Genomic DNA, 13482 nt, shown 5'->3' with positions numbered 1-13482 from the left:
AACTAAATGCGTTATATTCTGGCTTTTCTATTCCATTTGATAATAAAGACCATATTTTTGGACAGTCTAAGTCGCCATTTTTGTACACAACAGGCCAACCAAGCGAAGTATACGAAAAAGGAATTCCAGCTACCTTGTCATGCTGTGGTTTATGGTTTAACTCCCAGTTCTGACGCAGGTTTACAGCACCTTGATACAGGTTGTTTTGGGTCAAATCTAGCTGCACTAACTTGGCATTTTTGTGTACTTGATTCCATTCGTATAACAAAACGCTAATTAAGACCAATGTCACAATAGCCCATGAAATATTTTGTAACCTTTTTGCGTGCTGTAATTCACGATCCCTTAGCGACATCGAGCATTCCCCACATCGGTAAGAAGATACCCAGTGCTAATAGCAGCACCATACCAGCCACAACCACTAGCATGATCGGTTCGATTCTGGCGGTTAACGTCTTTAAATCGTACTCAACTTCCCGATCATAAAAATCTGCCACTTCCAGTAGCAAGTCATCAACTTGGCCAGTTTCTTCACCAACTGCAATCATTTGTAGTACGAGAGGGGTAAATACGCCAGATTTTGTCGCGGTGCGAGCAATACTGCTACCGCTCTCAATACCCTGCTTCATTTCAACTAAGCGGTTTTCTAAGAAACGGTTACCTAAAGACTCCGCTGCCATTTGAATGGCTTGGTTTAGCGGCACACCTGCACGGATCATCAATGAAAACGTTCGCGCAAAACGTGCCATCTGAGCACGATTAACAATTGAACCAGTAATTGGCATTCGTAATCGCCAGTTATCCCACTTTTCTGCCCCTTTGGGCGTATTACGCCACAACCGAATACCGAGCCAAGTAGCAAATGACACCCCTATCATCACGGGCCAGTAATGAACAAAGAAATTAGATGTTCCAATCAGCACTCGAGTCGGCCATGGCAATTCAACACCAAAACGAGAGAACATGGAGGCAAACTGCGGGATCACCTTGGTATTTAAGATCCCCATTGCGATCACGATAGCGGTTAATACAAACGTGGGATAACGCATCGCCGATTTGATTTGGCGACGGGTTTTCATCTCTTGCTCGTAGTAGTTAGCGAGTTGCAATAACACCTGATCAAGGCGACCAGTATTTTCACCAACATGGATCATCGAAATGAAGAGACGTGAAAATACCCGAGGATGCTGCTGCATAGATGCTGATAATGCCAAACCATTAGTCAGATCTTGTGTTACCTCTTCTAAGGTCGTTTTTAATAACGGGTGACTGGCACTTTGCGATAACCCTTTAAACGCGCGCAGTAGCGGCACACCTGCTTTGGTTAAGCTATAAAGCTGACGACAGAAGATCACCAAAATTTCTAGTGGTAATTGCGCCTGAAACAACGAGCTTAAATCAAAGGCTTGGCTTTTACTTTTGGCATGAGTCTCACGGATCTCTAGTGGGATCACACCTTGACGCATTAACAGATCCGCCGCTGCATTCGGGCTCGATGCTTCAATCGTTCCTTGCTTTAACTGGCCTTTATCACCGCGACCTCGGTAGCTGAACACTGCCATTTTTCGTCTCTACTACTTAAGATCGTCCATGATTTCTCCTTCACCTAGGAGCAATACTTCATCAATACTGGTTTTGCCTGCTAAAGCGAGCTCCATTGCTGATTCAACAAGCGGTTTATAGCCTTCACTGTTACGTGCTAATTGGGTAAATAGCACTGCATTGTTTTGGCGTAGCGCATCCATCATTTCTTGGCGCATTTCTAATAGTTCAAACACACCAATACGCCCTTTGTAGCCGGTAAAGTTACAGCTGTGACAACCACGCCCACGACGGAATACGTGGTTGTTGTAAAATGGAAAACGTGTTTCTAACCATGCCTTTTGGCCGGATTCTAACGGCGTATCTTCACCACAATCACTACAAATACGACGCACTAATCGCTGTGCTAATACGGCACGCACTGCACTTGCAACCAAATACCCCGGTGCTTCCATGTCGATCATACGCAGCGCACTATCAACAGCATCGTTGGTATGCAGTGTGGATAACACTAAGTGACCGGTTAATGCTGAGCGTAGACCAATCTCAACGGTTTCCTGATCACGCATCTCACCAATAAGGATGACATCAGGATCCTGACGTAAAAAGGTACGCAAGATCGATGAAAACGTGAGACCAATTTTGCTGTTTACCTGAACTTGGTTAACACGCGGCAAACGGTATTCCACCGGATCTTCTGCGGTGATCAGTTTCTTACCCGGCTTATTTAATTCACTCAATGCGCCATAAAGCGTGGTTGTTTTACCCGAACCTGTTGGACCTGTTACCAAAATCATCCCGTGAGGACGTTTTAGCTGACGACGAAAACGTTGCACGATGTCATCAGGCATACCAATCTCATCAAGGCTTAAAATACCCGCGGATTGATCAAGCAAACGCATTACCACTGATTCGCCATGTTGGATTGGCATGGTAGAAATACGCACATCAACCGAGCGGTTTCGTACCATCATGTTAAAACGTCCATCTTGAGGTAGACGCTTTTCAGAAATATCCAGACCACTCATAAGCTTCAAACGTAATACCAGCGCAGCAGAAATACTGCTCTCATCAATTACGTTTTCATGTAAGACACCATCAATACGTTGGCGAATACGCAATACGTCTGCATCAGGCTCAATGTGAATATCCGACGCGCCCACTTGCACCGCATCTTCAAACAATGAATTGATCAGTTTGACGACTGTCACTTCTTCATTGTCGGTCTCTTCCATACCAAAGGTGAAAGTATGGTGATCTTGGTGCTCTGCTTTTAATTGCTCGGCGAATGACGCAATTTCTTGGGTTCGACGATAATAGCGATCAAACGCCGCCAATAGCTGACGCTCAGGAGCAATCACTAACTCCACTCGGTATTGACTCAGCTGATCAAACACCGCTTCTTGCGCTGCTAAGTCAGCCGGATCACTCATCGCAACACGCACGGTGTCACCGTGTTTACCCAGCACTAAGGCACGCAAACGACGGGCGTTTACTTCAGAGAGTAAGCCTACACTGTCGCTATCTACTTGTACTCGCGTCAAATCGACTAGCGGAATATCTAGCTGACGTGCTAAGAACTGCAGCATCTGCTGTTCAGTAAGAAAACCGAGATTAATTAGGGTATCACCGAGCTTACGACCGGTTGATTGCTGTTTCGTTAGTGCTTGTTCTAGTTGTTGCTGAGTAATGATATTTTCATCAACCAGAAGATCGCCTAAGCGTTTACGTAATCGAATTTGCATCGGCTAGCTCCTATGCTGAGTTAATACAGCTAAACGCTGCTGAATAAACTGTTGAGATGACGCTGAAATATTGCCAAGTTGTAAGGCTTTACGGTAAGACTCAACGGCTTTTTTCATATCACCACTACGATCTTGAGCAATGGCTAAACCCATCCACCAGCGACCATCAAACGAGGCAACACGCACTAATTGCTGATAGCTGTTCAATGCCACTGCGTTATTATTTAGCTTTTGTGCTAATGCACCACGCATCGCTAAATACTGGGTATTCATCGTGCCGCTTTTATCATTAAGTACAGCCAATGCCGCTTGGTTTTGTGACTCATTAACTAATAACTTCGCCAGCGTTAAACGTAATTCTGGTTGATTCGGCTGTTTTGCTAAGCCCTTTTCAAGTGTAGCAATCGCTTCTCGCACCTCACCACGACCATAATACAAGGCGGCTAAACGCTGTCTTGCCATGATCCAATCAGGACGATAATTCAGCGCCGCTTCTAAATTCATCACCGCTTGCTTGCTGTCTTCTTGCTCTAGTGCTTTTTCTGCATTTAAGTATTCCACTTGCGCTAACTCATTGGGGGTTAACGCAACGGTTTGAATAGACAGTTCACTTTTTACAGGCACAGGTGCTGGCGCTTGATGTACAACCGTTTTAGCTTTTTTCTCGTGCTTCACTTCTGCTAAAGCGCGCTCATAGCCACTCTCATAACCTTGATCATAAGAGCTTTGTAATTCTTTTTGCTCTTCTTCACTTTCTAGTGAAGCTTGAGCAACGGGCATATCAGCAAGCTCAGCAGGCACTGATTTTTGCGCAACCTGACGTGCAGTTTGTGGCACAGGTTCTGCTTTTTTCGCAGCAGTAGACTCTGTATGAACAAGTGTTATTGGCTGCTCACTGACTGCTGGCTGATGTTTTTTACTCTCATCAGATTGCTCAATCGCAGGTTGAGTTGCTTCACCTTGTACAATGGTTGATTGCGCAACGAGTTCTGGCTGCTGCAAAATAGGCTCAGCAGAGACACTGGTTTCAGCCATTGCAGGACTGACTACGCTATCAGGCTGACTGAACCACCACACCACAGTGCTTAAGGCTAATCCACAACATCCAAGTGCCGCCCACTTAGGCCATACTGATTTCGGCACAGGTGCAATATCAGCTGCACGTAATGGTGAGCCTTTCTGGGTCACAGACGATAATTTAACTTGGCTCAACTCATTAAGTCGGCGATTTAATTCACTCATGAATGACTCCATCCCCATAACACAGGAAACGACCATTTGGGTTGGCTTGCCCCTAAGGTATCCCGAATTGCCATGAGAACTTCTTTCTTACTAACGATATATTTTTGCTCACAAAACGTCGCAAGCAGCGATTTATGACATAACTGATTAATTAATCTTGGTACGCCATTACTCGAACGCCAAATCGCACGGCATAACGGCACACTAAACACCATGTCGGTATAGCCCGCTTGATGTAAGCGATGCTTAATATAAGCAATGGTTTCAGCCAAGGTTAATGGGCGCAATACAGCACGAAAGGTGATCCGCTGGCGCAACTGACGCAATTGATGTTGCGCCAAACGCAGATCAAGCTCTGGCTGTCCAAGCAGCACAATATGCAATAATTTCGCTTGCTCGGTTTCTAAATTTCCGAGCAGACGAATGGCTTCTAATGCATCATCTGGCAAGGCTTGGGCTTCATCTAATAACACCACCACCGATTGCCCTTTTAAACGACGGGTGATCAACTCATCTTGAATTTGCTCTGTGAGCAACACAGGATCACGGCTAGGAGTTAGGTTTAGCTCTTTTGCCAGCGCCCGTTTTAATTCGGTGCCATTACTGGCTGGCGTCGGCAAATAAGCCAGATCAAAATGTTCGGGTAGTTGGGTCATTAACATCCGACACACTAAGGTTTTACCTGTCCCCACTTCTCCTGAGACCTGTGTGATCCCTTCTCCCATAGAAAGTGCTGCCAGCACAGTTTGAATCGCTTCAATGTGCGATGGCAGCGCATGAAAAAGGGATGTATTTGGCGTTAGGGCAAAAGGTTGCTGACTAAAACCAAAATGCTCGATATACATGGTTTACCCTTCTTCAGGGAACCATTCATTGATCAGTGCGCGAGAACGTTCGATCTCTTGCTTCCACGTGTTATCAGTCACCACTGTTGGTTTAAGCAAGATCACAAGTTCAGTTTTCTTCTTCACTTTATTGATTTGACGGAACAAGTTACCTAAACCTGGGATATCACCCAATAATGGTACTTTTGATACTTGATCGTTCACTGTCGATTTCATCAAACCACCGATCACCACCACGTCACCTGTGCGAGCATGAATGATAGAATCAGATTCGCGGATCGTACTTTTCGCCAATGGCAGTACCATAGGTTTTGCCGTACCGACCTCAATGGTTTTGGTTTCGTTCTGTACATCAACAACCGCAGGATGAACATGCAGTAACACACCGCCTTGATCGTCGATTTGTGGTGTCACATCTAACGAAATACCCGAGAAGAACGGTGTTAATGACACATCTGGTGCTACGTTATTGTTATCACCTGATACATTGCTGCTTGAAACATCAGTCACGAAGTATTCATCGCCACCCACTTTGATCACAGCTTTCTGGTTATTCGCTGCCGTAACTCGTGGGCTAGATAGCACGTTCAAGTCACCTTGAGTAGATAGGAAGCTCATCACTGTGCTGAAGTTACCATCAGAGATCGTGATGTTAGTTTGACCGCCTAACAGATCAGAGATCGCATTACCGCCCGGTAAGGTTTCAGCAATAGCAGCTGTTCCCATCGTGATACCGGTACCGCCAATACTTGCAGTCAGGTTGTTCCAGTTGATCCCTTGTTGGTAACTATCATCAAGCGTCACTTCCATGATCTTGGCTTCAAGTACCACTTGGCGCTTCAGGCGCTTTTGCGACATACCCAAGAACTCTTTGACTTCACGTAATTCATTAGGAAACGCACGTACAGAGATCAAACCCGCTTGTGGTGAAACCATCACATTACGACCATCACCTGAGCCAATCATGCCACTCACAACTTTTTCAAGCTGTACCCAGAAATCACTGTCAGAAGTAGTTTCAATCGTGGTACCACCAGTGGTGGTATTACCGTTACTTGACGTGCTGTTGCTATCACTGTCATCACTTGACGATGAGCTACTCTCACTATCAGCAATAGAGCCAGAAGTGATAGAGGTTAATGATTTGCCTTTACGCTGTAGCTGTAAGTAATCAACAGGGATCACTTCGGTACGTAATGTTGCAGGGAAAACCTGAATAATATTGCCTTTACGGGTGGTGTTATAACCGTAAATATCCGATGCAACGTTTAACACTTCATCAAGCGTTACATCGTTTAATTTCATGGTGATACGACCGCTAACACCTGGGTGGATCACGATATTAAAAGGCGTACCTTTTACTAAACTGGTAAAAAATGCACTGGCTTCAACATTTTTTGCGTTCACACGAAAACGCTTCTCTAATGAAGAATTAACCGGATTGATGCCACCATCTAATGACGGCATAAGATCAGCATTGACCGCTGAAGGCAGTTCCATTAACGGACGGCTATTAGCTTCATTGGCAGCTTCATTTAAAGCTTGTTTGATTTCAGTTGGGTTTTGATGCCCCATAGAACAACCAGCCAAGGATGCTATGGCAACCCCCAGAAGAATTCGACGCATATATTTTTTAACCTTTAATTCGTTCGTATGTTTTCAGCAAATAACGCCAAATGCCACTTCTTGCCGCCTCGGCTTAAAGTGACACTACTATCTGAGACATGAGTGAGGGTATAACCGTTAACTCGACCGCCAAGACTCACCACTTCACCATTTAAAATGACCGAGCACTGCGCTCCATCACAAATGATGCTTTGTAATTGAGGTAATCGTGGTTGTCCTTTTACTTGGCTTTTACTGCTCGCTACCCAGCCCAATGGCGCTGTGGGATCTTGGGCTGCATTCACACTTACCGAACCAAGGCTCAATAATAATGCTGCCGTCCATGCAAATTTTTTATCCACCAATAAAGTCCTTACTCTCACCTAAGGTATATACCTCGAGTTCAACCTTCGCCCATGGATATTCATCAACTTGGTAGTTCAGGCTACGCCAGTAATACTTAACAGGTAAGGCTTCCAATTTATTTAAGTAATTCACCACATCGAAGTAACGCCCTTTAAACGTTAATCGTACAGGGTGAACGAAATACCCTTGATCGTCGCCACTCACTAACTGAGACGATGGCATTGATGTCATTGAATCTAATTTCAATGATGAGCTATGACGCAAAACTTGTTCCAATAATCCCGCCATTTGAACTGGAGAGATCAAACTGCCAATTTTATCTTCAAGCTGCTGGGTTAAAATCGCATCTTGTTGACGATATTGTGCGAGTTTTTGGTTAATTTCTTTGTCAGGATCTTGTTTAAGCTTACGGTTAGCAACAATCAGCTGATTTTGCGCTGTGACTAAATTATTCTTGGTATCCATTAGATTGGTTTTCACAGACTGCGCCGTTTGCATTTGTGGCTCAATTACGAGCATGTAACCAATAAATACAATGCCAAACCAACCCGTAATAGCGATCAACCATTGCTCACGAACAGATAGCGCTGCAAAACGTTGACTTAATTCATTCCACGTCATCATTGAGCGCTCTCCTTAATGATTTTACGCTCAGCCTGTAATTGGAACGTCACTATGTTCTTGTCGTTACGCCCTAACGTCATCTTTTGGAATCGACGCTCAGCTAAAGATGGGTAAGCTTTAAATGCACCAACCCAACGTGGCACCGCATCAGGATTACGCGCTAGGCCACTTAAATCCATTGACTGTCCAGATACATAAATACGTTGCAAAGAGATATCACCGCTAGCGGCATCTGCCAGTTGCTTAAGTACACCTGCATAACCGACACGAAGACTCTCATCATGCTCTTCAATCACTTTTAATGTGGCGCGCTTAGCTTCTAATTCTTTCATCAAAGCTTTTGATTCATCCACTTTCAAAGGATCTGAGAACAATGCCGCGACCTGTGCACGAGCATGATCCAGCTTTTGCTGTTCTTCACTTAACAGTGATGCTTGATGTGCGAGTTCTTTTTCTATAATGCTGTTTTGCCAGCTGTTCCAGCCAGCCCACGCCGCAAATAAGACAATTAACACCAGCCAACTTGCGACAATATTCGATAGCGTCATCCACTGCTTAGTGGGCAGTAGATTATCGGAATACAGATTGATAATGGCATCTTTAGGACGATGTAATGCAGCCCAACCAAGCCTTGCTGCATTGGTATCAATCGCAGGATCAATCTCTTGGATCGCTTGAACACTGATATTCAGACGTTTATTCAGCTCTTCAGCTAAAGTCTGGTTATCTTCATTATCACAGCTTACGATCAATTGGCTGATCGGATTACTACGTAGCTGCGCACTAATAAAGTCTAATGAGCGTTGCAATTCCAACGCCAAATTGTCTAATTGAAAGCTGCCACCATCTAATGCTTGGCGATCAACCAATGGCAAAGTAAAGCCACGCAATTGACGTTGAAAGCACAAGGTTTGCTCATTAAATGCCGTTAGTTGCAAGTTACCATCCGCATCGGCATGGAGAATAAGTTGGCTGCGATTAGGATCGGAAAAACGGCTCCACGCAATATCTTCCGTCGTTATATCAACAACATGACAACCTAATTCATGACAGGTTAGTACAATATTGGTGATCAACTGGCGTGACGCAACAAAGACCTGTAGACGATCTTTTATTGCAGCAGGAAAACCATCGGCAATGAGCTCACTTGGGGAGTCATTCACCAGATCTTTAACAAGGAAAGGCAACGCAGTTGAAAGCTCATCTGCGCTAATTTCTGGCTTATCGATCACAAGGCTCTGATAAAGCCCATGGCCTAATACCAGTTTAAGATCGCATCCTGATAATTGATGCTGGGTGATCAAATGGCGTGCCGCATCGCTCCAATCTGAAACGTTAGATACACCCATACGATCAACAACAAAGTGATCGGTTTTAGCCTGAACAAAGACAACCGTGTCAGTATAAAAAACTAAAGCAGCGGACGGGTGAAAACTCGTTCGCTGAAAAAGCTTAGAAAATACGTGTTTCATAGACGACCAGAAAAAAGACTATACATCCTGTATGATGCTTTATTGATAAGATTAGCAGCTACTAATGGCAGACCCAATAATATACGATAATTTTATTGATAAACATCACTTAATTAACCTAACGTTAATAATTAATGTAATTTTTTATTATCATTTCTAAGAAAAAAAACAGCCATAGAAATCATAAAAGAATATCTTCTTTGGCAAATAAACGCCCTTGTCCTGCAGCAACCCCTAATTGTTTTAACACTTCCCATTCTTTGTAAGTTTCAACACCTACAGCGATGACTTGGACATTCAAGTTTTCACACGCACCTAACATACTTCTCACAAAGAGCTGATTTTCTTGACGTTTATTTATGTCTCGAACTAAGCCTCGGTGAAGTTTAATGTAATCGGCTTTCACTTCTTTAATATAGTGAGTACTAACAATAGTTCGACCTGCTTGATCTATGGCTAACTTACACCCCATCCCCACCAACTTTTTCAACACAGGTCGTAAGGCATCAAGGTGTTTTACCAGCAAGCTTTCAGATACTTCAAACATCACATTATTTAATAATGGACGTGGCGCTTGTAATAATTCATTCACTAACCATTTAATAAATGTTTTATCCATTAATGAATAAACACTAATATTTATTGAATACACTTCTGGCGTTGATTCTCTTTTTAATAGTGAAATTATTTGTGTAATCACAGCCTTATCAAATCGCTGATTAAATCCAACCTGATTAATATAAGGGATAAAATGCGATGCTTTTATTAATTCACCACGTTCATCTTTAATTCGCGCTAATATTTCACGGCTTATTACAGCCTCATTTTGCGCTTTAAGCACTGGTTGCTGATATAACAGAGGACCACCTTGCGTTAAAATGCGATCAAATAAAGTTCGCCAACGCACACTACCACGATCATCTTCCCAATTATTTTCTTTAATAAAGCTATTCCAACTGTTTGAACCTTGTAATTGCGCACTACGCAAAGCGGTATCTGCTTCATCCATAATACGACCACGGCGCTCGCCACCATGGAAATAAGTCACCCCAATATGGCACCAATTATCACGTTCCATTGATAACGGAGGGGATAAACGCTCAACCGCATTTAATAATTGGTTGGTAAACAGTTTCACTTCTTTGACTGATTGCTGCGGGATCAATATGGCGAACTCGGCATCATAGTAACGAGACAGCATGGTGTCAGGAAAACGTTGAATAAAGTTAGATAAGATAATACTGATCTCTTGGATGAACTCATCTGCATTTTGTTTACCTTCTTCGGCAATGGTTTCTTCCCAGTCCGACAAGCGCATCAGTATCACCGCACCATGATTATCAGGCTCTTGCAGCATGGATTTAAGACGGCTATCAAACAGTACGCGGTTGGCAGCTCCCGTTAACTGATCTAAGAAAGTATGAGTACGAATAAAGGTGTCAAATCGGCTTCGCTCTTGACGCGCATCCTTTAACTCTTTGATCAATTGATCCATCGCTAAGCTGGCAGTTCCGGGCCATTCATAATCATTACCAATGGCGTAATCATCCACTTTTCCTGCCAAAATCATTCGTCCACGGGTTTCTAATAACTCAGAGCCCCGCAACTGCAATTTCAACCAACGTACCCCTTGTACTAAGCCGAAAATAACAATCCCCATCGCCAAACTAATAAACGACATCGCGCCTAACGAATAAGTAAATTCGGCATAAGGGGGAATCGACTCTATCGTCACTTTATACTGAGGGTTAAGCTGAAGTTGGTATTCACTATCATAAAGGATATTGGGATCAGGCAGGAGTTCTAACCCTTTGTAGGAATACACCACACCTTGAGGACTAGCGACAGTCAGTTGGACAACATTGCTTGATTTGAGTAGTTTAGGCAGCCAGCGAGACATGGATGCGCCACCTTGCGGATCGGAAAGCTCTTGGTCGATAACCTCGACCACCCCATTTAAGTAATGGGTTAAATAATCTTGCCCAAGTTTACGAAAGCTCAGTGCACCGCCAATGAAGATGATGAATATGGCACAAATAACGATCATGGTAACAAAAGCAACTAACCGATTGGTTAATTTCATCCCTGAAGCTTTTCTCATAATATCCTAACTCTAAGCACGATAATTTAACGGAGCCTTCGTTCATTGACGGCTCTTTCTTATTATGAAGTTTTTTTACCTAAATGGTAACTTATTCAATAACATCACATTTAGACAGACTATTCTCATTGCCAAAGTTACGTTACAGTGAGCAAAACATACTCTACCGCATGATAAAACGATAAACATCGCATTGTGCCTAAAAGGACCAAGGAAAGGTTATCACTATGGACTGGATCACCTGTACCAAAAGTTTTGTGACTGTTATCCAGCACGGCTCACTGTCTCAAGCAGCAAAACATCTTGAGATCTCTAATTCAGCCTTATCAAAACGTTTATCATGGCTAGAGCAGCAATTAGGGGTTCAATTACTCAAACGCACGACTCGCCATTTATCAATGACAGAAGCAGGCGATACCTTTTTCCAACGTAGTTTGATGTTATTAGATCAGTGGCAGCAACTACTGACAGAAACAACCGCGACAAACAGTGATATTCACGGCAATTTACGTATTGGCTCGTCACTGACAGCTGGTGATCAATTCTTGATCCAAGCTATCACTACATTCAGTCACCTTTATCCGAAAGTGAATATCGCTTTGCATTCCGCGACCTTTGGTCAACTACCTGATTTAAATTTAGATATCATCATCAGCCCTAAAATCGATGATTTTAACTCTGCCAGTTATATCGCCACGCCATTGTTTGAAACCCAAGCCCGTTTTTATGCCTCTCCTGATTATTTGGAACAGCACGATCCTCTATTGCTCCCCGAGCAACTGTCTCAGCACAATTGTTTATTATTAGGGAGCAATCACCACCAGCAAGACTATGTCTTTGATAATGGAAGTGTATTGCGCTTACAAGGCAACTTCCTTACAGCTAATCCAGCCGCTTTACTCGCTAGTGCAGAAGCTGGAATGGGATTGATCTTAACCTCACCAGATCATGTACAACACGCCCTCAATAGCGGTTTACTGATCCCTGTTCTGCCACAATTAACCTTGCCTAAGCAGACAATCTTCGCCTATTACCCAAAACTTCACTATCAACATGAAAAAACTAAACGTTTTATCGATGTGATAAAGCAATCGACAAATAATACATCACCCAAATCATCGATATAAAAAAAGCAGCGTTAAACGCTGCTTCTTACTATTCATATCGGATTGATTAGAACGGAATGTCGTCATCAAAATCCATTGGTGGCTCATTGTACTGCGGTTGAGGTGCAGGTTGTTGAGCAGGTGCTTGTTGTTGCTGCTGTTGTGGTGCGTAGCTTTGTGCTGCAGGCTGTTGAGGTTGCCCCCAACCACCTTGTTGCTGCTGACCGCCACCCATAGGTTGGTTACCTTGGTTTTGACGACCACCAAGCATTTGCATCGTACCATTAAAGCCTTGAACAACCACTTCAGTTGTGTACTGATCTTGACCTTGTTGGTTCTGCCACTTACGGGTTTGTAGTTGACCTTCAATGTATACTTGAGAGCCTTTACGTAGGTATTCGCCAGCTACTTCAGCTAACTTACCGTATAGAGCTACGCGGTGCCATTCGGTTTTTTCACGCTGCTCACCCGTATTCTTATCACGCCATGATTCTGATGTCGCAATGGTAATATTCGCTACCGCACCGCCGTTTGGCATGTAACGGACTTCAGGATCATTTCCTAAGTTACCGACTAAGATAACCTTATTAATGCCACGACTGGCCATAGTTCACTCCAAATCTGATCACGCACTATTCGATTCAAATAGCTCAGTTAATCAAAGTTTATACTCAATCGCGCAGTTTATCATGGTGCCAGTATTTTTCCATCGCCCAAGTACTAGACGATAAAATCTCAACTCACAATTTCGTGATTCCGCACCTATATCCCTTTATATTACAAGGTCTAATGTTATACCTGTGTAAAAATGTCATTTTTCTGACACTTTTATAA

Annotated in this window: 12 protein-coding genes; 1 reads left to right on the top strand and 11 read right to left on the bottom strand. The window is 43.4% G+C overall.

Annotated features, from left to right (window positions below; all coding sequences use genetic code 11):
- The 10 genes from E5A76_RS06725 to csrD form a co-directional block, all read right to left on the bottom strand.
- On the bottom strand, positions 1-355 hold a 355-nt coding region (locus E5A76_RS06725), incomplete at its 3' end, for a hypothetical protein (RefSeq protein WP_161118474.1).
- On the bottom strand, positions 336-1562 hold the full coding sequence (locus E5A76_RS06720) for a type II secretion system F family protein (RefSeq protein WP_053988012.1): 1227 nt from the start codon (positions 1560-1562) through the stop codon (positions 336-338). The genes E5A76_RS06720 and E5A76_RS06725, both read right to left, overlap by 20 nt.
- A 12-nt stretch (positions 1563-1574) precedes the next feature.
- Entirely contained in the window at positions 1575-3287 is a 1713-nt protein-coding gene (locus E5A76_RS06715) for a GspE/PulE family protein (protein ID WP_161118473.1), read from the bottom strand.
- 3 nt (positions 3288-3290) lie between these two features.
- The gene (locus tag E5A76_RS06710) at positions 3291-4529 is read right to left on the bottom strand and encodes a tetratricopeptide repeat protein (RefSeq protein ID WP_161118472.1); all 1239 of its coding nucleotides are present in this window, start codon (positions 4527-4529) and stop codon (positions 3291-3293) included.
- Positions 4526-5374 (bottom strand): ExeA family protein, encoded by an 849-nt coding sequence (locus E5A76_RS06705; RefSeq protein WP_161118471.1) that lies wholly within the window; start codon positions 5372-5374, stop codon positions 4526-4528. Before E5A76_RS06705 ends, E5A76_RS06710 begins: the two co-directional genes overlap by 4 nt.
- A 3-nt stretch (positions 5375-5377) precedes the next feature.
- A complete protein-coding gene (gene mshL, locus E5A76_RS06700) occupies positions 5378-7000 on the bottom strand; it encodes a pilus (MSHA type) biogenesis protein MshL (RefSeq protein ID WP_161118470.1) in 1623 nt (540 codons plus the stop codon).
- A gap of 14 nt (positions 7001-7014) precedes the next feature.
- A complete protein-coding gene (locus tag E5A76_RS06695) occupies positions 7015-7341 on the bottom strand; it encodes a hypothetical protein (RefSeq protein ID WP_053988007.1) in 327 nt (108 codons plus the stop codon).
- Positions 7334-7969 (bottom strand): type II secretion system protein GspM, encoded by a 636-nt coding sequence (gene gspM / locus E5A76_RS06690; RefSeq protein WP_053988006.1) that lies wholly within the window; start codon positions 7967-7969, stop codon positions 7334-7336. The genes E5A76_RS06695 and gspM overlap by 8 nt, the downstream gene beginning before the upstream one ends.
- A complete protein-coding gene (locus E5A76_RS06685) occupies positions 7966-9441 on the bottom strand; it encodes a PilN domain-containing protein (RefSeq protein ID WP_161118469.1) in 1476 nt (491 codons plus the stop codon). The genes gspM and E5A76_RS06685 overlap by 4 nt, the downstream gene beginning before the upstream one ends.
- Before the next feature lie 181 nt (positions 9442-9622).
- Positions 9623-11542 (bottom strand): RNase E specificity factor CsrD, encoded by a 1920-nt coding sequence (gene csrD / locus E5A76_RS06680; protein ID WP_053988004.1) that lies wholly within the window; start codon positions 11540-11542, stop codon positions 9623-9625.
- Positions 11543-11769: 227 nt separating this feature from the next.
- Between csrD and E5A76_RS06675 the strand changes: the two genes are divergently transcribed.
- Entirely contained in the window at positions 11770-12669 is a 900-nt protein-coding gene (locus E5A76_RS06675; protein ID WP_161118468.1) for a LysR family transcriptional regulator, read from the top strand.
- Between the two features lie 46 nt (positions 12670-12715).
- On the opposite strand, the gene E5A76_RS06670 is transcribed toward E5A76_RS06675, so the two are convergent.
- Positions 12716-13255 carry a single-stranded DNA-binding protein gene (locus E5A76_RS06670; protein WP_053987998.1) on the bottom strand — a complete coding sequence of 180 codons (540 nt, stop codon included), beginning with the start codon at positions 13253-13255 and terminating at the stop codon, positions 12716-12718.
- Positions 13256-13482: the final 227 nt, after the last annotated feature.

It is taken from the genome of Photobacterium lucens, from assembly GCF_009873615.1.
Classification (GTDB): domain Bacteria; phylum Pseudomonadota; class Gammaproteobacteria; order Enterobacterales; family Vibrionaceae; genus Photobacterium; species Photobacterium lucens.
The sequence above is the reverse complement of the archived record's forward strand: the minus strand, read 5'-3'. Positions and strand labels throughout refer to the sequence as shown.

What these genes read in the sequence shown, in the direction of transcription:
- mshL (WP_161118470.1), bottom strand. Translation starts at nt 7,000, where the DNA reads ATGCGTCGAATTCTTCTGGGGGTTGCCATAGCATCCTTGGCTGGTTGT.
- E5A76_RS06685 (WP_161118469.1), bottom strand. Translation starts at nt 9,441, where the DNA reads ATGAAACACGTATTTTCTAAGCTTTTTCAGCGAACGAGTTTTCACCCG.
- E5A76_RS06705 (WP_161118471.1), bottom strand. Translation starts at nt 5,374, where the DNA reads ATGTATATCGAGCATTTTGGTTTTAGTCAGCAACCTTTTGCCCTAACG.
- gspM (WP_053988006.1), bottom strand. Translation starts at nt 7,969, where the DNA reads ATGATGACGTGGAATGAATTAAGTCAACGTTTTGCAGCGCTATCTGTT.
- E5A76_RS06710 (WP_161118472.1), bottom strand. Translation starts at nt 4,529, where the DNA reads ATGAGTGAATTAAATCGCCGACTTAATGAGTTGAGCCAAGTTAAATTA.
- E5A76_RS06670 (WP_053987998.1), bottom strand. Translation starts at nt 13,255, where the DNA reads ATGGCCAGTCGTGGCATTAATAAGGTTATCTTAGTCGGTAACTTAGGA.
- E5A76_RS06715 (WP_161118473.1), bottom strand. Translation starts at nt 3,287, where the DNA reads ATGCAAATTCGATTACGTAAACGCTTAGGCGATCTTCTGGTTGATGAA.
- E5A76_RS06675 (WP_161118468.1), top strand. Translation starts at nt 11,770, where the DNA reads ATGGACTGGATCACCTGTACCAAAAGTTTTGTGACTGTTATCCAGCAC.
- E5A76_RS06720 (WP_053988012.1), bottom strand. Translation starts at nt 1,562, where the DNA reads ATGGCAGTGTTCAGCTACCGAGGTCGCGGTGATAAAGGCCAGTTAAAG.
- csrD (WP_053988004.1), bottom strand. Translation starts at nt 11,542, where the DNA reads ATGAGAAAAGCTTCAGGGATGAAATTAACCAATCGGTTAGTTGCTTTT.